Source organism: Vagococcus allomyrinae, from assembly GCF_017829975.1.
Lineage (GTDB): Bacteria > Bacillota > Bacilli > Lactobacillales > Vagococcaceae > Vagococcus_D > Vagococcus_D allomyrinae.
This window is the reverse complement of record NZ_JAEEGA010000014.1, coordinates 104,717-124,767: the sequence shown is the minus strand read 5'-3', so window position 1 is coordinate 124,767 and position 20,051 is coordinate 104,717. Positions and strand designations below refer to the sequence as shown.

Genomic DNA, 20,051 nt, shown 5'->3' with positions numbered 1-20,051 from the left:
TTTTCTTATTATCTTTCTCGTTGGTGACGTCTTTTAAATCGAACAAGTGTCACTAAAATTAGCGCCATTCCTATGTACAATCGATAACTCTCGTAGGCACCTCCTGTTTTAGGTAGAACCGTTTGAGAATTTTTTGTCGTCTTTGTTGGCAACTTACTACTTGTTTCTGGAAGTTTATTAGTTGGCTTCTCCACGATGTTAGTATCCTTATTGGGAAGTTCTTCTTCCGGATCCGCTGGCAATTCTATTACTTCCGGATCATCTGATAAAATATCCGTTGCCGTTTTTTGATTGGTTTTACTAACTTTTAAGACTTCCGTCTGCCCTTTTAGGATTTCAAACTTCACAGGCGTGGCGTCCAACTGATACCCGGTCGGTGCTTGAGTTTCCACTAATTGATACTTGCCGGGAGTCAAATCAGCAATCTCCAACAAGCCATCGATTCCTGTTTCATAAGTCCCACTAATCAGCGCCCCTTGTTCATCTTGTAGTTCAAAGATCGCACCGGATAATCCTTCTCCAGTTGCCTGATCCACTTTCTCTAGCTGGACTGCCCCTAAGATCAGTCGATTGGTCTTACTAACTTTTAAGACTTCCGTCTGCCCTTTTAGAATTTCAAACTTCACAGGTGTGGCGTCCAACTGATACCCGGTCGGTGCTTGAGTTTCCACTAATTGATACTTGCCGGGAGTCAGATCAGCAATCTCTAACAAGCCATCGATTCCTGTTTCATAAGGTCCACTAATCAGCGTCCCTTGTTCATCTTGTAGTTCAAAGATCGCACCGGATAATCCTTCGCCAGTTACCTGATCCACTTTCTCTAGCTGGACTGCCCCTAAGATCAGTCGATTGGTCTTACTAACTTTTAGGACCTCCGTCTGTCCTTTTAGGATTTCAAACTTCACAGGCGTGGCGTCCAACTGATACCCGGTCGGTGCTTGAGTTTCCACTAATTGATACTTGCCGGGAGTCAAATCAGCAAGCTCCAACAAGCCATCGATTCCTGTTTCATAAGGCCCACTAATCAGCGTCCCTTGTTCATCTTGCAGTTCAAAGATCGCACCGGATAATCCTTCGCCAGTTACCTGATCCACTTTCTCTAGCTGGACTGCCCCTAAGATCAGTCGATTGGTTTTACTAACTTTTAAGACTTCCGTCTGCCCTTTTAGAATTTCAAACTTCACAGGCGTGGCGTCCAACTGATACCCGGTCGGTGCTTGAGTTTCCACTAATTGATACTTGCCGGGAGTCAAATCAACAATCTCCAACAAGCCAGTAGCACCTGTTTCATAAGGCCCACTAATCAGCGCCCCTTGTTCATCTTGTAGTTCAAAGATCGCACCGGATAATCCTTCGCCAGTTACCTGATCCACTTTCTCTAGCTGGACTGCCCCTAAGATCAGTCGATTGGTCTTACTAACTTTTAAGACTTCCGTCTGCCCTTTTAGGATTTCAAACTTCACAGGCGTGGCGTCCAACTGATACCCGGCCGGTGCTTGAGTTTCCACTAATTGATAGTTGCCGGGAGTCAAATCAGCAAGCTCCAACAAGCCATCGATTCCTGTTTCATAAGGCCCACTAATCAGCGTCCCTTGTTCATCTTGCAGTTCAAAGATCGCACCGGATAATCCTTCGCCAGTTACCTGATCCACTTTCTCTAGCTGGACTGCCCCTAAGATCAGTCGATTGGTCTTACTAACTTTTAAGACTTCCGTCTGCCCTTTTAGGATTTCAAACTTCACAGGCGTGGCATCCAACTGATACCCGGTCGGTGCTTGCGTTTCCACTAATTGATACTTGCCGGGAGTCAAATCAGTAATCTCCAACAAGCCATCGATTCCTGTTTCATAAGGTCCACTAATCGGCGTCCCTTGTTCATCTTGTAGTTCAAAGATCGCACCGGATAGCAGTTCATTCGTTTTCTCATCCGTTTTAACCAGTTCAACTTGACCTTTTAGTAACTCATTCACAACACTGATTTCAATACCAGCATTATTTTGTGCGGTCATACTAAAGCGTTCGCTTGGACTGTATATTGGCTCGCCGTAACCGTCCAAGCCTTTGGTTTCAACAATCTGATAATCGCCATAGCTCAAACGTTTATATGTGACAGTTCCATCGCCATCTGTGACTCGCTCAATCCCTCCTAGATTATCTTGCGGAACATAGTCAACATAGTCATTTGTGACTGTGTTTAATTTTTGCAATTTAAATGAGACACCCGTTAAAGGAGTGCTTTTGTCATCCATCTTTTTTATGACAACACTGCCGGGCTCATTGGTTTCTGCTCCACCATTAATATCATTAAATTCTATTGTAGTCGCTGAACTGGCTTGCTCACTATTGTTATAAGTTAAGGTTGCCGTATTGCTATATGTGTCTGACCCACCAACTACTGTGGTTGGTATCGTGACCACCCAACCGATAATTTCAGGATCATTCTCATATTTTTTATAAGTTTCATCAGCCTGTATTTGACTGATTTTGGCACTCTCAACCATTTCCTGCAACTTATCTTTAATCCACTGACTGTTATTGGCTGTTGCCGCTCCAGGATATTTTATATTTGACCCAGGAAGGTTTCCGAAATTTATCATCACTTTCCTGTGAGCATAAACACCGTAAGCTGGTTTTGTTGAGCTTTTTACGGCAGTTTCAAAATCACTTTCACTCATTCCCTCAACATAAGGAATCAAGTCAAACAGCTCTTTAAACGAATACCATTCCAATGATAGATTAGTCATTCTTCCTTCTTCGTTCGCAATATAAATCGAAGATTCAATCCGAATGTCATTATCTTTAACAACTAAACCTTGCTCAATTTCATCTGTTAAAACTACGTTATTAAAGGGAACGACACTCTCACCATTAAACTGTTTTCGGAAATTGTCGTAATTAACGAAAATGCGCCACTCAAGATCCCCTCTCTCTTCAAACTTGGCGCCGGATTTGAATAAATCACCAAAATCATCGATTTCTCCACTCCCAGAAGAACCACCTGGATTAATGGTTATAGGAGGTAACATAATCCCACCTGTTGTCAGGCTGATTTCATCACCTTCCAGAACCGTATAGCCAATCCCCGATAAAAAACCGTTTTTAATTTCATTTTTTGACGTTCCTAGCTCATTTAAAGTCGAGACAATGCTACCATCTCTAACGGTAAAGGTCCCAATAACTGCTCCGTTCTGATCAGTTAATTCATAATTGCTGGGTGTATCGTGAAATTGAAAATAAGTACTGGGTAAAGCCACTTCAAAATAGTCGCCAGGCTGAAATAAATTTAAACTATCACTGGAAATATCCCAACAATATTCAAACTTAATTCTCATCCCTTTACTAAATGAAGGGATATTGGGTTGTAACTCATTATTCTTAATAATATAAATCCAAGTACCCGCAATATCGACCAACATATTAACGCCGGTAATATCCACTAATTCACTGCGATTTGTTGGTTCACCTGCGATCCTTTGACTCTCCTTCACAGGAGGAGCACCGCTTTCAATCGTTGATGAAACCGCGGAAGATATCTTTGGCAAGCTCTCTTCTTCCTTCTCCAGTTCTTCACTGCTCAATAGCTGATCTGTTTCTTGTTCAGTTATCTCGGTCAAACTCGTCTCCGTTTCACTAACTTTCTCACTATTGTCATTCGCCACAATATCAGCAATAGCTGCTGATGGTAAAATATTAACAAACATCATGATAACAAGTAATAAAGAAACTATTCTCATGTTAGATTTTGTCAATTTCCACATACTATCTCTCCTTTTATATAAAAATGAATAAGAAAAATCAAGTCTAGTCAAGCGACCATTGGCCCCTTTATTGAAAAAGAACTCACACCTTCTCCATCGCTCAAAAACTGATATCAATGGCTCAATTTGATCAATTATAGAGAATTAACCTGACGAATAGACAGAATTTTCAGAAAAAATATATTAAGTTTAATGGTACTTTCCTAATAACATCATTATATAATTTTACCTCATCATTTTCCGTATCACATCAGATTCACCTTCCATCAAAACAGTCTTTTTCGCAACATAATTACCAGTTAAACTTAATAATAACATTATTAAGTTTCTTTAAATATAATATATCAGCGAAAATGTAAAAAAATAACAAAAAAAGTTTAAAAAATGACATTGACAAACCTTTTAAGACAATTTTATTAAAACAGTAGAAAAACCACATGCTTAATATTGTACCATAACTCGCTTCATTTGCATTCAAGGTTTTCAAATAACTGAATAAACACCCCTTAAATATCGTGATTAACGACGAAATTATTTCCTTTGACATCAATTGGTTTACAGATTTACTAAGCCCATAAAAAAATCGCAAAATACACACTATTTACAAACGAAGCTAAACGATTAATTTAGGTCTTTTTGTATTAAAAACACGAAAAAAAGAAATGAAAATTAACGAATTACTCGTCAACTCCTCATTTCTTTCCTAATCCTAATTGTCCTTTAACAGCTAATTAAATAACATCAAAATAACTTAATCCCATTTATGATATTAATAAAAATTACGCCGATCACTACCACAACAAATATTTTTGAAACGGCTTTGTCTGATATTTTTCCACTCAGTACACCACCTAGATAGCCACCTATTAAGGCTGCCGGAATAATCGCAAACAACATCGTTAAATCGTAGATTCCGAAGCCCGTTGAAAAGCCAACTTCCACTAATTTTGCTAGTTGTGAGAAAAAAATCGTAATGATCGAATAGACCGTCGCATCTTTCATGGTCAAACCAAAACAAAATACTAGCAATGAAACATTAATTGGACCGCCGCCAATTCCTAAAAGCGTTGAAAAACCGCCTAAAAACAGACCTACTAGCAAATAGGCTACAGGCTGTTTTAACTGCAACGTTTTGCCACTTCCAAGAGTATAAATTAAGACCAATCCCAAGGACACAACGGTTAAGACAATTTGAATCAATTGAACTTCCCGTTCATTCCCATAAAAATCCAAAAGAAAAACAAATAATTTATTCCCAGCGACGCCACCTATTACGGAACCTATTGAAATAAAAAGCGACTGGGACCAATTGACTTTAATGCCATTTTTCAATTGTTTATATGTGGAAGAAATCGACATGGTAAAAACTGCTACGCTTGAATAAAAAGTGATAGCCGCCAGAGAATGAATTCCAAAGGTGTCAAGGACTGGCTTAATGATCACCCCACCTCCCATGCCTGAGACTGCCCCGATGGTATTAGAAAGAACAATAATAACAAAGTAAATCAAATAGATCCCCACGGATTCAACTCCTATTCTAGTAACTCTAAATCGTAAATGGTATAATCACACCGATAAATAAAAAGGTAACTGCCATCAATCAAAATCCCCGTGCTCTTGGGCACATCCGTTTGATATAAGGACACTTTATCACCGGCATATGTCGCTAATGGATACCCGCGCTGACTGCGAATTAGTACGACTTTTTTCTTGCCAGTAAAGGCGTTTTTAAATTCATCCACCATTTTATTCACAATTGGGATCGAACGGTCTTGGTCAGCTAAATCATATTTTGTCGCGTAATCATCAAACACATTTTCTAAGCCCTTTTCTGCTACAACCATTGATGACCCAACATGGTGTAACTCTTTACCACCAACGCTGACACGCAATACGGATGAATCGGCACTATCTTCAGCCGTATCAAAATCAGTGTCCCGCTCAATTGAAACAGATTTCCCCGTGATTTCATCAATAATCTGACTCTCATCATCATAGGTTCGAATGGTCATATTGAGCCCTTTAAAGGATTGTTCAAAATCTTTAAACCACATACGAGCGTTTTGACAACCACTCAGGCTGATCACCACCACAAACAAGATCCCGATTATCTTCTTTTTATGTCTTCTCATATTTAGGCCCCCCTTTTCTATTATCTTCAATTTTACCTTTAAAATTTAACATTTCCTAGTCTATTTATCAATTATCAGCAAAATTATCAACAAGGACAGTAAAAAACATCTGCCATAGGCTCACTCGTTATGGCAGATGTTTTTATTTTGGCTAACCCGCTCGATAACCGCCTCCTCCAGAGCTTACTTCTGGAATCGTCATCCCAAAGCCACCCGTTGCATTTCTACTTAGTCCTAGCAATAATAAAAAACGATAAAACAAACCCAACCCTTGGGGTTTTTCAATAGTATGCACCTTGACTTGCTTTTTTATGTCACATAAGTAGATGGAAATGCCTTGCTTCTGATACTCATAAAGAAGGTACCTTAAATCTTTTTGAAGCTGATTGGTTCGCACAACCACTTCCTGAATACCGTGCTTTTTTAAATAATTGGCAGAGGGCAAGTCCTGTTTAACGACACACCAGCGATTATCAAAAGTACCTGGCTTTTGTTTGGCACCTTTTAATCGATTCGCATCTAGTAAAAACACCGGATTGGCACTATTATTGATGCTGATCGTTTCTAGGACGGCGCCACCTGTTCTTAAGCCATCCACGATTGGTTTACTAGGCACTACCGCTTGGCCACTGCCAGGGACACCATTGTATAGCGGTACCGGTCGGTAACCTTTTCTAGCTAGACCGATCCCTTCTTTAACGCCTTCAGCTCCCGGCAAATCAACGATGATCAGTCTGTTAGCTTGATAGTCCGTCCAGTTACCCAACGAACGCTCATAAACCACTGAACCATAGGCAAGATTCATATTGATATTCATAAAGACAACGGGTTTAGCCCACTGAGTCCACAGAGCAGTGTCAGGTGCCCATTTTTTATATAACTCTAATTGTTCGCTCATAACTCCTCCTTAGCTCGTTTCATTAAAATTGGAATATCTCGTGCTTTTTCATCTATTCGAGCATAAGGACTAATTCTACCGTAAAACCCGGCAAAAGCCCCATCGATGACAAACACCCCGATGCATAGATGAAATGATTGACCGTCCTCCGTTTGAATTGGTTGACTATTGAACCGTTTCTGGACGATCCATTCTTTTTTCCGCTTTAAAGCTTCTTTTCTGATACTCTTAAATTCTTTTTCTGACGTTGCTTCTTTAATTGTAATATCGCCCCCGACTCGTCCAAATACCGGTTTATAGAGATACTGCTGGTCATCGTAGTCTAAGGGATAGACCTTTTTAGTTTCAGGCAATAATTGTTGCCATGTCTGGCAGTCACTTTGAAGTTTGGGCCAAATCAATGGCAAACTTTTTGGTTGAGTGAGCATCGCCACTGGATGATTACAGGAAGGGGTCAGAGTTGCGTAATAACCTTGCCATTTTGCTGAAAAAGGCAATCTTGTCATCCACTCTAAAGGAAAAAAACGAATAATCCCAGCTAATGGTTGTTTGTGATTATCCAACAGGCTATACGCTCGATAATCATCAAACACTAGATGATCTGGCGCTAAGTACAAAGCCTGATACCCGGCCTTTTCAAAATAATCCCCCATAAACTGCATAACTTGCCGATCATCGGCATAAGAGGTAGCATGAACAAAACCTATGGTGCCCCCGGGACTGATCCGCTTTTCAAAGGCTTTAAAAAGATGGCTAGCAAAGTTTTCTGATGGTTGCACATCGGGAACATACTCACTGGCGATTTCCGGTAAAATTGAACTTTCGGCAAAACCACCTGGCACATCGCTGTTAACCTCTGAAATTTGCCAGCCTTGATCAGTGGGATGAAAATCAAAGCGCATTAATCGGACATGATCTTCCTTTTGATAATTCGTCGCTTTTTTCATGCTGCGGCACATCACAGGAGGCAAGCCGAGCTCTCGTCCAAAATGTAGGTTGTCTAACAGTTCCGTTTCCATGGCCACCGTTTCGACAGCTAATTGCTCTGCCAAAGCGGCCAATTCAGCGACTGCTGTCTCATCAAGAACGGCAACGTACTGGCTCACAGTGTTATCATCCTCCACTTGAGGGTCCCACTTGTAAGCTTGGAAAATAACCTCATAACGGTAATCTGAATAGTTCTCTGCTGGTATTTTTACCAACTGGATATGTTTTTCCATTAGCGTCCTCCTGATGTAGGAAGCATCAATAGACAAACCAGTATCCCATATAATAAATAACAAACAGCAACGATCACTGAGAGTTGCTTCTGTTTCTCTGGCTCATCCCCTATCGCTCCAAATAAACGGCGCTCAAGAACGATCATCAGCAAGGCTAAAGGAATAACTGGCCAGCCGACAAAAAACTCGCCAACAGTTGCTAGTAACGACGTCCAATCCCCAGAAGAGGCCACGGCCAAAATCAGGCCAGATCCTACCAAATAAGCCCCAAAGCGAAGCCCGCTATTAACATCATGTTCCATAGTTATCGACTCGATGACAGCGGTTAGTTTGTCAATGAGGGCACCCAAGAGCAGCCAAGTTAACGTGCCAAGGCCACCGGCAATCACCACAGTCCACCAGCCAGGTCCATCACCGATATTGGCCCCAGCATAAATTAATGAACTCCCAATAATCGCACCAGTTACCGCCACTATAGCAGCTTTATTGCGCCCCATTAAGACATCGTCCTCATAAGAAAATGACCAGAATAACAACATGCCATTTAAACTAGCCCATAGCCAAGCAATGCCTAAAAGCAAATACATCAGAACATAAAAGAATTCCCCAATAACATCCCAAGAAGCCACTGTATTAAGTGTGATAAAGTACAAGAACACCGGAATACACGGCAGTAAATAAAAATACAGTCGTAGCTGAGCCTGCTCAAAAAAAACTGTCACACGATGAGCTTTCCGATACCACCCCACGATAAACACGACACTCAAATAACCAGATAACCCCAATACAACCCCTTCTCCAATCGAAAAATACAAAATCTCCCAAGCAAATCGAGCAAAGAAAATACAGAACAACAAAACATAACCAACTTTTTTTACAATAGCCATCTAACGCTCCTTTACATTATATAATCGTTAAAAAAACTCTCTTTACAAATTGTACTACAAATCCTGCAGCACGTCCCATTTTTTCTTGCTGATTTATGAGCTACTGTTCGCCGCTCTGTAACTGGTGATCTTTGCCTGTTCAGTATGTTATCATAAACCAAAGGATATCTTTTAAATTTAGGAGGTTTTATCATGAGACAACTACTTTTTAACTTGTATAATTTTCACGAAGATTGGGCCTATCAACACGTTGCTCCCTATATAACCCCCAATATGACTGTGACGATTCTTCCCTTCTCTTTTGCTGCCAATCAGATTACGGCAGATAACTGGCAACAATTTTACGGTGAACAGGGCCACTATTACGACGACTTAACCGCACCTTTCAAGGCTTTTGGTATTCCGAATTCAGCCATCTCTCTGATCAATTATTTTACTGCTGACCCAGACAGTTTGTCGTCACAACTACTTAATTCAGATATTATCTTTCTAACCGGTGGGCTCCCTGATAAAACCATGGACCGCTTAAAGAAACTGGCGCTGAAGGAGACTCTCGAACAATTTTCAGGACTCTTAATCGGCAGCAGTGCTGGTGCCATGATTCAGCTAAAAAACTACCACATCACCCCAGACGCTGATTACGATTCTTTCAGTTACCAAGAAGGACTAGATTTAATTACTGAGTTTGCCATTGAAGTTCATTTTGAAAACTCAGCAGTCCAACAAGCTTCTATACAACGTGTCTTGACTGAAACAACGATTCCTTTGCTTTACGCCATTGAAGATCAAGGTGGCCTGATTGTTGATCAAAAAGTGACGGCCATCGGTAGCGTCCAGCTTTTTCAACGCTGATCTTTTCAAACTTTTTTTGAGATTCCCCTTGACCTTTACGTTGCGTCATAGTTTACAGTAAGGATGTCAGTTACGATAAATGGAGGAAACAGATATGGAATACACAATTAATAAATTGGCAACACTAGCTGGTGTCACCACCCGAACCTTACGCTATTATGATCAAATAGCTTTGTTAACACCTAGCTACACAAATCAATCAGGTTACCGCATATACGGGCAAAAGGAAGTCGACAAACTGCAGCAAATCCTTTTCTTTCGCGAACTTGACTTGAGTTTAGAGCAAATTGCCACCATTCTTAATCAACCAGATTTAGATTATCTGACATTATTAAGCAGCCATCGTGAGGCTCTCGTCATCAAAAAGCAACGACTCACAGCCTTGATCAAGACGATTGATTCAACGATTGCTGTCCAAAAAGGAGAAATAAAGATGACCGATACCCAAAAATTTGACGCATTCAAACAACAATTAGTAACTGAAAACGAAACGAAATACGGGACTGAAATTCGAGGAAAATATGGAAATGAACAAATTGACGCCTCCAATGCAGCCCTGATGAACATGACAGCAGAGGACTACCAAACCATGCAAACCAATGAACAACAACTACTGACATTACTGGCTGACCACAGCACCCTCGTGGTGCCTTCAGAAAAAGCGGCTGAAATCTTCAACTTACACAAAAAATGGCTCACTCAAGCATGGAGCAAGAAAAAATATTCAAGAGATACCCATAAAGGACTTGCTGAGATGTATGTGGCGGCCCCTGAGTTTACTGCTTACTACGATTCAAAAGCAGGCGAAGGTGCCACCCAAGTCTTAAATACAATCATTCAATACTACGCCTAAAAGTCAGTTTCCTTTGTCAAGTCCTCTCTTTTTCGTTATACTAGATTGATAGAGAAAGAGAGGGACGTTTCAATGATTAATGTTAAGTATTTTGTGACAACAGGGCCCGCAGCCGAAAACTGCTATTTAATTTACAACGAAGAAAACTTACTTGTGGTTGACCCAGGGAATGATGCTGAACTGATTAAGAAGTATATTCAAGAGCTTAATAAGAAACCTGTCGCCATCTTATTAACCCACACTCATTATGACCATATTGGAGCAGTTGAAGAGATTCGGCGCGCTTATGGGATTCCTGTTTATGTCAGCCCCTTAGAACAAGAGTGGTTAGGAAATCCTCAATTAAATTTATCTGGCATGGGAGGGCAACCCATTATTGTCTCACCAGCTGAACAAGAATTCACGATGACTCAATACACACTTGGAGGCATGACCTTTGAAGTTGTCCCAACCCCAGGGCACTCAATTGGGGGCGTCAGTTTCATCTTCCACAGCGACCGCTTTGTGGTGACCGGTGATGCCTTGTTCGCCGGTAGCATCGGCCGTACCGATTTGTTTACTGGAAACACGGCTCAGCTATTGGAAAGTGTCCAGACACAATTATTTACACTGCCAGCTGATTATACGGCCTACCCTGGCCATCGTGGCCCAACAACGATTGGGCAGGAAATCGCCACCAATCCTTTCTTCAACTAAAATTAGAAGAATACAAAGAAAAAGTGTTGCTTACAGATAACTAAGCAACACTTTTTTCATTAGGTAATAATAATGATCATAAACACTAAACGCCCTCCTTTCACTCATTTTAATTTCAGACATAAATTCATGGTTCAAAATAAGTATGACGCTTGACAAAATGATCAGGTACCTTTACAATAAAATATAGACAGGTACCTGATTATTTTTCACTATCCTGCTACTCATTTCAAAACGCGTTTGAAACGAGTAAAAGGATAAGCACAAACTAGCTTTAACATTCAAGCTAGATTTTATCTCAAATTCAAGGAGGAATTTTAATGTCCGAAGAACCTATTTTTACAAATGAAGAGTTAGTCGAGCGTTTTATAACTTTAGAAGCATTATTACACCGTCACTTCCAAAAAAATCGCCCAGGGCGTGGTCCAGCTAATAATCCCCATAGAGGACAGGGTCGCGTTTTATCTCTATTAAAACTACAACCCGTTATCACGCAAAAGGAATTGTCTTTCTTGCTAGATATGCGGCCTCAATCTCTTGGAGAGTTATTAGGAAAATTGGAGAATGCTGGATTTATCACCCGTAAACCCGCTGAAGAAGATCGTCGCATCATGACCATCACCTTAACGGAAGCAGGTAAAAAGGCCGCCGAAGAGTTAGCAGAACCTCAAGCTGAAACATCCATCTTTGATCATTTATCAGAACTGGAACAACAACAATTTGGACAAACCATGACTAAACTAATTGTTGAACTGGAGAAAGAAATGCCAAAAGGGGCTCGCCGAGGGTTTGGTGGCCATCGAGGAGGCCCAGGTCATTGTGATCCCCGCTCTATGGGTGGATTTGAAGGTCGTCGTCGTGGCAGACCTCATCCAGAAGCGCCCCTACCACCAGATTTTGAAGGACATGGTCATTTCCCTTTTGGTGGCCCAAGATTTGACGGTCCCGATTTTGACACTCAAAGACCTGATTTTCCCCAGCCTAAAGAGGAAGATTAAGCAAAAAAGCCCCACCTCCTTAGCAAATTGCTCTGCTAAAGAGGTGAGGCTTTTTCTATTTCTGTTGAACATTTTTCTCATAATAGCGATAACCAGCTAAACAAAATAAAAAACAAATCACGATAAAAATAGGGACATACGTATAATTGGACACAATCCCGCCGACAACAATGACCAGACTACCCAAAATACCAAAAACAGGCGCAATCAGTCCTTTAAAAAGGCTTTTTATCTCTCCTTGACGCTTCATTTGAATGATTTTAACGTATAAAATCGGGTAGCACATATAGCCAAAAACAATTGCTATTTCACTAATATCGCCACCTGCTAAAATACCAGTTTTTTGAGTCAAATAGTGGACAACCATCCAAAATAAAGAACAGATTAGCGATACTCTAAAAGAAGCAAAAGACAATTGTTTTTTTAAATCCATTTTAGCAATTTTTTCAGACTGAGGAATCATGCCTTTACTGGCTAAGGCTTGAGGCATTCTTAAATTTCCCAGAGTAACCCCATTAGTAACCCCTAAGACAGAAATGATCACAAACAAGGTGATAATCGTTCCGCCACTTGGCCCTAGCAACCACTCACCTACAGCGTAGACCGCCTGATCACCTGCAGCTAAAATATACTCTGAGCCCAACAGTTTGTTCATACCTAAGAAATACGTCACATAAACCGCTAGAACAATCAGCGGACCGATGGTTAAGGCTAGCGGCATCGTTCGCTTAGGGTTTTTAATTTCGTTGGTAATGCTCGTTGAAATCGGCCAACCATCGTAAGAAAATGCCACTGGTGCCAAAGCTGCCAACCAGCCCCAGCCAACATTGGTCAGAGGAACAGCCGTTAAATCTGCAGGTAGTTCAGGATGCCCTTTTGTCCAAAAGAAACCAATTACCGCAATTCCGATTAAAGGAACCAATTTGACATAGGTTGAAATCACTTGGAAATAGCCACCTAACCTCAATGAGATAAAGTTCATGCCGTAAATCAGCAACAAGTAAACCACCCCAATCAAAACTTGCCACTCTAAGCTATTGGGCAATCCTAAAACAATCAACGTATAAATCCCTGCCGCCCAGGCAACGACGACATTAATCGTTGGAAAGTATAAAAATGTTTGGAACCAGCCGAAGGCGCTGGCCATTTTGGGAGAGATAAAGGCTTCAAAATAACCGACTAAACCACCACTTTTATCTGTTCTAATCGATAGTTCTGTTAAACTAATGCTACCAAAAATAATGCTGAAGGCGCCTATACATAAGACTAAAACGCCCAGTAAGACACTGCCACCAGTCATTCGCAAGATATCATCTGCCTTAAAAAATATCCCCGACCCAATACAAATCCCCACAATCATGGTAATAGCTGTCATAAGTCCGTAATGTTGCTCTTTTTTCATCTAATTTCTTCCCTTATCCTCATTATAATATCGTCTGATTATAGCACAATTATCAAACTATATACATCCTGTTAAATAATCAAACAGATAGTTCCATTGGATAATTCGCATAAGCATCCGCCAAGAGTGGTACTTTCAGCTTTTTTCTGGCTGAAAGTTTAACGGGAAAGGATGATTATTTAATGGGAACTAGATATAAGCACACTATGATATTTTCCATCAGGTTCTCTCATCATTTATCACTAAATTAACGGTGAGTCCTTAACATTTCTCACCCATTCATAGTATACTAAGGACAAACAGCGACCACCATAAGGAGATTAACTATGACTCAACGTTATAATTCAGAAGATACCATTGACGATATTCTGACTGCCGCTAGCCATCTGTTCATCCAAAAAGGGTATGAAAAAACCAGCATCCAAGATATCGTCAATGAACTAGACGGCTTGACACGCGGCGCCATTTACCATCATTTCAATTCAAAGGATGACATTCTTGAGGCAGTTGTTAAACGGCTGGTCCTTAATCCCAAATACATTGAGCGCATCATTCAGCAAGATCTGACTGGACTAGAACAACTGCAACAGTTGCTTTTAGAAGGGATTTCCAACGACGAGTCCCTAACTAATTTTTCTGCCAGTTTCCCCTTATTGGATAATCCTAAATTTTTTATGATGCATGTAAAAAATAACAATGAAATTCTAGTCCCTTACATCGAAAAAATGATCATTAGCGGCAATCAAGACGGCTCACTCCATGTGCCCTATCCTAAACAAATGGCGGAAGTCGTCATTTTGGTCTTGGTCACTTGGTTCACTAACGCCCTTTTCCCAACAGAGGTAACCGACATTTTGCCGAAAATCAACGCCGCAAAACACGTTCTCAACTCAGTTGGTTTGAATATCCTCAGTGATGAGATAATGGCTGAAATAACACGAAAACTCGTTACTGCTCAAAAAAAATGACCCATGAATAAACAAAAAAACTGATTGACGTTGGCACAGCAGCCATCGTTAATCAGTTTTTTTGAGCAGTTCCGTCAACAGTCTTGCTTCTTTTTCACCAGCAATCGCCACTGACTGGATGTCAGCTAAAGATTCCCCCTTTAGCTAGTTCCCTTTTTACCCCTTTAATCCGTTAATTACTACGACGGAAACCTTCAATAATTGCCGCCGTTTCTTCAACGGCTTTATCATCGACCACCACCACTTGAGCGTTCAGTTTCTTGAAGACATCTTCCGCATATTGAACTTCTTCTCTAATCCGTTCGATATTAGCATATTTAGACTCACCGCTAAGGCCTAAGCCGTTTAGGCGAGACTGTCTGATGGTTAAAATTCGCTCTGGGTCGGCCGTTAAACCGATAATTTTATCCGAAGGAATCTCCAAAAGTTCATCTGGCAAAGGAACTTCTGGAATTAAAGGCAGGTTAGAAACTTTATAACTCTTGTTAGCCAAGTACATGCTTAAAGGCGTTTTGGATGTCCGAGACACGCCTAAAATAACGAAATCTGACTGTTTGAATCCGCGAGAATCCTTGCCATCATCGTACTTAATAGCAAATTCGATAGCGGCAACCCGCGTAAAATACTCTTGATTTAGCTTGTGTAGCGCACCGGGTTCTTCATTAGGAATGACCCCCGTTTTCCCTTGAATCAACGTCGTTAATGGGGTCATGTAGTCAACATAATCAAGGCCCGTTCGTTCTGAAAAGTCTTCAAGAACTTTGACTAAATCACGGCTTACCAGGGTGGCGACAACCACCGCTCGCTCTTTTAAGGCATCAGCTAGAATCCTAGTTAAATCGGCTTCATTGTTGATAAAGGGAAACCGCCGAATATCAGTTTCATCAATATCTGGAAATTGCGCCATTACAGCTGAAATAACTTTCTGGGCAGTCTCACCAACAGAGTCTGAGACAATAAATAAGTTTGCTTTGGTCATTTTTTTCATTCCTCTTTTACTCTTCTTTATTTTTTTCTACTTCGTAACCAGCTGCTACAAAGTGACTCAATAACTTACTTTTTGATACTTTGCCAATTACTTTCGCACTACCTTCTGCTTCAACAACAGGTAAGGAATCAACTTGTTGATGAATAATCAAATAACCTGCGTCAATGATCCGTTCCTTTGGTGTAATGGTAATAATATTGGGCACCCGCGTCATGATCATGGCCACCGGTGTTTGACTGATGTTGCTATTGTTCACCGTGGCACGCAATAGATCTTTACGAGATAATAACCCAACAAAATCGCCGTTCTCATCAATAACATACAGACTTCCCGTATTATGCATGAATAGATCCGTTATGGCATCTTGAACGGATGTCCCCTGTTTAATAAAGACGGGAGGAACCATGATTTCTTGAACTTTCAAGTGGAATAATTCTTCATAAAGAAGCGGTTCAATCGTTTGTCCCGAATAGATATACCCTACCCTTGGCCGAGCATCCAGTATCCCCGTCATGGTCAGTAATGATAAATCACTTCTCAAGGTCGGCTTGGTTAAACCGAGCTGCTCCGCAATTTTATCGCCACTAATCGGTTCATTGCCTTTGACTATCTTAATAATTTTTTTCTGTCTTTCTGATAGCTCCATGTCAATCCCTCGTCTTATTAGTTAATATATCCATTATATAAGACGTATCATTTAATTACAATAGGTTTTATAACAAATTTAAAAACCCTATAAAAGAGTCACAATTTTAACTAATTAGGCAATAAGTCATTTTCTCATCAAATACGACCCACAAAAATGCAACGAATTTTTGTGGGTCGCCGATCTCATGGGACTAACGCGCTTGGCGAATCGCCGCTTGAGCAACTGCCAAGCGGGCAATTGGCACGCGATAAGCTGAACATGAGACATAATTTAAACCAAGCTCTTGAAAGAAATCAATTGATTCAGGATTCCCACCAACTTCACCACAAACCCCAATTTTCAAATCGGCTTTAGTTTGTCTTCCTTTCGCTACCGCGATTTTCATCAGTTCTCCGACACCTTCCAGATCCACTTGTTGAAAAGGATCACTTGCTAAGATGCCTTCTCTTTGATAATAGGTGATAAATTTACCAGCATCATCCCTTGAATACCCATAAGCCATTTGGGTCAAATCATTGGTTCCAAAGCTAAAAAACTCGGCACTTTCTGCCAACTGATCGGCAATTAAACAGGCTCTCGGCAGCTCAATCATCGTGCCGATGGTATAATTAATAGCGACTTTTTCTTGGGCTAAAACTTGCTCAATAACGTCAATCAGCAACGCGCGCAAACGAACCAGTTCTGCTTTAACACCTACTAACGGGATCATTATTTCCGGTTCCACCTTAATCCCTTGCTTTGCCAGCTGGCAACTACTGCGGATAATCGCCTTAACCTGCATCTCGTAAATATCTGGAAACGTCACGCCCAAACGACAACCCCGATGCCCTAGCATCGGATTAACTTCATGAAGTTCAGCTATTCTTTTCTGTAACACAGCCAACTCGATATTCAGTTCTTTAGCCAATGCCTCTACTTCTTTTACTGAATGGGGTAAAAATTCGTGAAGGGGTGGATCCAATAAGCGAATCACCATTCCCCGCTCCCTAGTTACTTCAAAAATTGCATAAAAGTCAGCCGTCTGCATCTGTAGCAAGGTCTTTAACGGCATTTCTCGCTGATGACGATTCTCAGCCAAGATTAACTGACGCATGGCCTTTAAGCGCGGCCCTTCAAAAAACATGTGCTCCGTTCTGGCCAGACCAATGCCGGTCGCACCAAAATTAAGGGCAGCTCTGATTTCCTGAGGGGTCTCAGCATTGGCCCTAACCTTCATAGTGGCAACCTCATCCGCCCACCCCATCAACTCTTGAAAGACCTGACTTTCTTCATTACTTTCAGTTGCAATTTCACCAAGGTAGACAATCCCATGACTACCATCCACGGAAATAATCTCCCCTTCTTTAATAACCCCACCTTCATAGCGAATCGTTCGAACTGTTTCATTAACTTCCAAATCGCCACAACCGGCCACACAACAAGTCCCCATCCCACGGGCAACCACTGCGGCATGGGAAGTCATGCCACCGCGACTTGTCACAATCGCTTCGCTGATGCTCATCGCTTCCACATCTTCAGGGGAGGTTTCTTGACGAACTAGGATCACTTTGTGTCCCGCTTCCACCAAAGCCTTAACCCGCTGAGTATCAAAAGCCACCACACCTGTGGCTGCCCCAGGACTAGCTGGCAGTCCATGACCGATTTCCTGAGCCTTTTGCAGTCCATCCAACGTGAATACCGGATGTAATAGTTGATCAATCATAGTTGGTTGCAGCCTTAAGAGGGCCTCTTCTTTCGTAATGACACCTTCCATCACCAAATCGTGGGCCACCTGAAAGGCGGCACGAGCTGTCCGCTTGCCATTGCGGGTCTGCAGAAAATACAATGTGCCTTCTTCGATTGTAAATTCGATGTCCTGCATATCCCGGTAGTGATTCTCCAATAAACGGGCTGTTTTCTTAAATTCATGGAATACTTTTGGCAAGCCTTCAGCTAGCTGACTAATTGGTTCTGGCGTTCGAATGCCCGCTACCACATCTTCACCTTGCGCATTTAACAAAAACTCACCAAAAAGCTGGTGTTCTCCCGTGGCGGGATTGCGTGTAAAAGCGACACCTGTCCCACTTGCCTCACCACTGTTTCCAAAAACCATCGCTTGAATATTAACAGCCGTTCCTAAATCATGTGGCAAGCCATTGAGATTACGATAGACCATCGCCCGATGATTGTTCCAGGATCTAAAAACCGCCTCAATCGCCAAAAAGAGTTGATCAATCGGAGATTGAGGGAATTCTTGATGGATCGTCTCCTGATAAATGTCTTGATAAGCCTTGACAACTTGCTTTAAATCTTCTGCTGTTAATTCCGTGTCTGACTGGTAGTCGTACTGATCTTTCAAATAGTCCATGTATTGCTCAAAACGATTTTTATCAATCCCATACACCACGTCGCCAAACATCTGCAGCAACCGGCGGTAACAATCATAAGCAAATCGCGGATCACCGGTTTTTTGAGCCAAGCTTTCGACCGTTTGATCGTTAAGACCTAAATTTAAGATCGTGTCCATCATGCCTGGCATCGAAAAAACTGACCCACTGCGCACTGAGACTAACAGCGGATCAACAGCATCATTCAATCTTTTCCCATGAATTTCTTCCAAAGTTCTTAAGCCATTCAAAATTTCTTCTTTTAATTCTTGAGATAGTTGTTCTTGCTGGCCGAGATAAGTCATACAAGCCGCAGTACTAATGGTAAACCCTGGTGGAACTGGTAATCCAAGATTAACCATCTCTGCTAAATTCGCTCCTTTGCCCCCAAGAATCTCCTTCATTTCCGCATTTCCTTCATGAAATTGAAATACATGTTTGGTCATATAAGCTTCTCCATTTCTAAATAAGACGTATTATTAATAATAAATACACTATATATGACGTTCTATTAAAAATCAATAGTTTTCAACTAATTTAACTATTTTTAATCTTTTGCACCTGTTACTGCTCAGACTGTGCTATAGTGAATTTAACTAACAGATGAAGGTTGTGACTAACTATATGAGGTCAGAAGTAATTCTCTATCTAACCAGACATGGTCAAACGATGCTCAATGCCACACAGCGAGTTCAAGGCTGGGCCGATACGCCCTTAACCCCAGAAGGACGCCAAGGAATCATCTCACTCGGAAAAGGTCTTAGAGACATCCCCTTTACTACGGCCGTTTCCAGTGATAGTGGCCGAGCACAGGAAACCGCCCAGCTTATTTTAAAAGAACAACCGAATCAGATTGAACACCTCTCCGACTCGCGCATTAGAGAGTGGAGTTTCGGCAGTTTTGAAGGAGAACTAGAGTCAACTTGGTTTCAACTAATGGCTGAACATCACGGCTTTCAAACAGCTGAGGAATTGCTAGCCTTGCCGCTATCATACGAGCAGATAGCCGGAACCATTGTGGCCTTGGACGAGCGCAGCTGGGCCGAACCTTACGAAGTGATCGAAAAACGGATTCTAGACGGCATGACGACCATTGCTCAACAGACAACTGGAGAAGTTTTAGTTGTTTCCCACGGCTTGACCATCGCACATTTTCTGTCACTTATCTCAGATGACGCCATTTTCCCCTCACTCCAAAATGGCAGTGTTTCAAAAGTTCATTATGTCGATGGGAAATTTACCGTCTTAAGTGTCAATGATCTGAGTTATTTAGAACTGGGTAGCAAATAAAAGCCGGAGCGGACAACAATGAGGGGTCGTTAGTCGTCATTGTCAATAACCAAAGAACACGACAGAAATGAAGCTCTGTCGTGTTCTTTTAATA

At 41.4% G+C, this 20,051-nt stretch carries 16 protein-coding genes; 6 read left to right on the top strand and 10 right to left on the bottom strand.

What is annotated here, in order from left to right; translation table 11 throughout:
* Positions 1–8: 8 nt before the first annotated feature.
* From I6N95_RS19265 to I6N95_RS19240, 6 genes are all read right to left on the bottom strand, one after another.
* Positions 9–3,758, bottom strand: a complete 3,750-nt coding sequence (locus I6N95_RS19265; RefSeq protein ID WP_209530970.1) for an MSCRAMM family protein — start codon at positions 3,756–3,758, stop codon at positions 9–11.
* A 741-nt stretch (positions 3,759–4,499) separates the two neighbouring features.
* Positions 4,500–5,279, bottom strand: a complete 780-nt coding sequence (locus I6N95_RS19260; protein ID WP_209530969.1) for a sulfite exporter TauE/SafE family protein — start codon at positions 5,277–5,279, stop codon at positions 4,500–4,502.
* An 11-nt stretch (positions 5,280–5,290) separates the two neighbouring features.
* Complete coding sequence (locus I6N95_RS19255; RefSeq protein ID WP_209530968.1) at positions 5,291–5,890, bottom strand: DUF5052 family protein; 600 nt, start codon at positions 5,888–5,890, stop codon at positions 5,291–5,293.
* 151 nt (positions 5,891–6,041) lie between these two features.
* Positions 6,042–6,788, bottom strand: a complete 747-nt coding sequence (locus tag I6N95_RS19250; protein ID WP_209530967.1) for a hypothetical protein — start codon at positions 6,786–6,788, stop codon at positions 6,042–6,044.
* Positions 6,785–8,008: a glutathionylspermidine synthase family protein gene (locus tag I6N95_RS19245; protein WP_209530966.1), complete on the bottom strand. Its 1,224-nt coding sequence runs from the start codon at positions 8,006–8,008 to the stop codon at positions 6,785–6,787. Before I6N95_RS19245 ends, I6N95_RS19250 begins: the two co-directional genes overlap by 4 nt.
* On the bottom strand, positions 8,008–8,895 hold the full coding sequence (locus I6N95_RS19240; RefSeq protein WP_209530965.1) for a DUF350 domain-containing protein: 888 nt from the start codon (positions 8,893–8,895) through the stop codon (positions 8,008–8,010). Before I6N95_RS19240 ends, I6N95_RS19245 begins: the two co-directional genes overlap by 1 nt.
* A 192-nt stretch (positions 8,896–9,087) precedes the next feature.
* Here I6N95_RS19240 and I6N95_RS19235 point away from each other — a divergent pair, with 192 nt between their 5' ends.
* From I6N95_RS19235 to I6N95_RS19220, 4 genes are all read left to right on the top strand, one after another.
* Entirely contained in the window at positions 9,088–9,747 is a 660-nt protein-coding gene (locus I6N95_RS19235; protein WP_209530964.1) for a Type 1 glutamine amidotransferase-like domain-containing protein, read from the top strand.
* A 94-nt stretch (positions 9,748–9,841) separates the two neighbouring features.
* Positions 9,842–10,600, top strand: a complete 759-nt coding sequence (locus I6N95_RS19230; protein ID WP_209530963.1) for a MerR family transcriptional regulator — start codon at positions 9,842–9,844, stop codon at positions 10,598–10,600.
* Positions 10,601–10,672: 72 nt separating this feature from the next.
* Positions 10,673–11,296: an MBL fold metallo-hydrolase gene (locus I6N95_RS19225; protein WP_209530962.1), complete on the top strand. Its 624-nt coding sequence runs from the start codon at positions 10,673–10,675 to the stop codon at positions 11,294–11,296.
* 320 nt (positions 11,297–11,616) lie between these two features.
* Entirely contained in the window at positions 11,617–12,294 is a 678-nt protein-coding gene (locus tag I6N95_RS19220; protein WP_209530961.1) for a MarR family winged helix-turn-helix transcriptional regulator, read from the top strand.
* 55 nt (positions 12,295–12,349) lie between these two features.
* On the opposite strand, the gene I6N95_RS19215 is transcribed toward I6N95_RS19220, so the two are convergent.
* Positions 12,350–13,696 carry an APC family permease gene (locus tag I6N95_RS19215; protein ID WP_209530960.1) on the bottom strand — a complete coding sequence of 449 codons (1,347 nt, stop codon included), beginning with the start codon at positions 13,694–13,696 and terminating at the stop codon, positions 12,350–12,352.
* A 326-nt stretch (positions 13,697–14,022) separates the two neighbouring features.
* Between I6N95_RS19215 and I6N95_RS19210 the strand changes: the two genes are divergently transcribed.
* Complete coding sequence (locus tag I6N95_RS19210; RefSeq protein WP_209530959.1) at positions 14,023–14,664, top strand: TetR/AcrR family transcriptional regulator; 642 nt, start codon at positions 14,023–14,025, stop codon at positions 14,662–14,664.
* A gap of 172 nt (positions 14,665–14,836) precedes the next feature.
* Here the strand turns inward: I6N95_RS19210 and I6N95_RS19205 are convergent, their stop codons facing one another.
* The 3 genes from I6N95_RS19205 to ppdK form a co-directional block, all read right to left on the bottom strand.
* A complete protein-coding gene (locus tag I6N95_RS19205; RefSeq protein ID WP_430727551.1) occupies positions 14,837–15,643 on the bottom strand; it encodes a pyruvate, water dikinase regulatory protein in 807 nt (268 codons plus the stop codon).
* 16 nt (positions 15,644–15,659) lie between these two features.
* Complete coding sequence (locus I6N95_RS19200) at positions 15,660–16,298, bottom strand: helix-turn-helix transcriptional regulator (RefSeq protein WP_209530957.1); 639 nt, start codon at positions 16,296–16,298, stop codon at positions 15,660–15,662.
* A gap of 193 nt (positions 16,299–16,491) precedes the next feature.
* On the bottom strand, positions 16,492–19,113 hold the full coding sequence (gene ppdK / locus I6N95_RS19195; RefSeq protein WP_209530956.1) for a pyruvate, phosphate dikinase: 2,622 nt from the start codon (positions 19,111–19,113) through the stop codon (positions 16,492–16,494).
* 178 nt (positions 19,114–19,291) lie between these two features.
* Here ppdK and I6N95_RS19190 point away from each other — a divergent pair, with 178 nt between their 5' ends.
* Positions 19,292–19,957 carry a histidine phosphatase family protein gene (locus tag I6N95_RS19190; RefSeq protein ID WP_209530955.1) on the top strand — a complete coding sequence of 222 codons (666 nt, stop codon included), beginning with the start codon at positions 19,292–19,294 and terminating at the stop codon, positions 19,955–19,957.
* Positions 19,958–20,051: the final 94 nt, after the last annotated feature.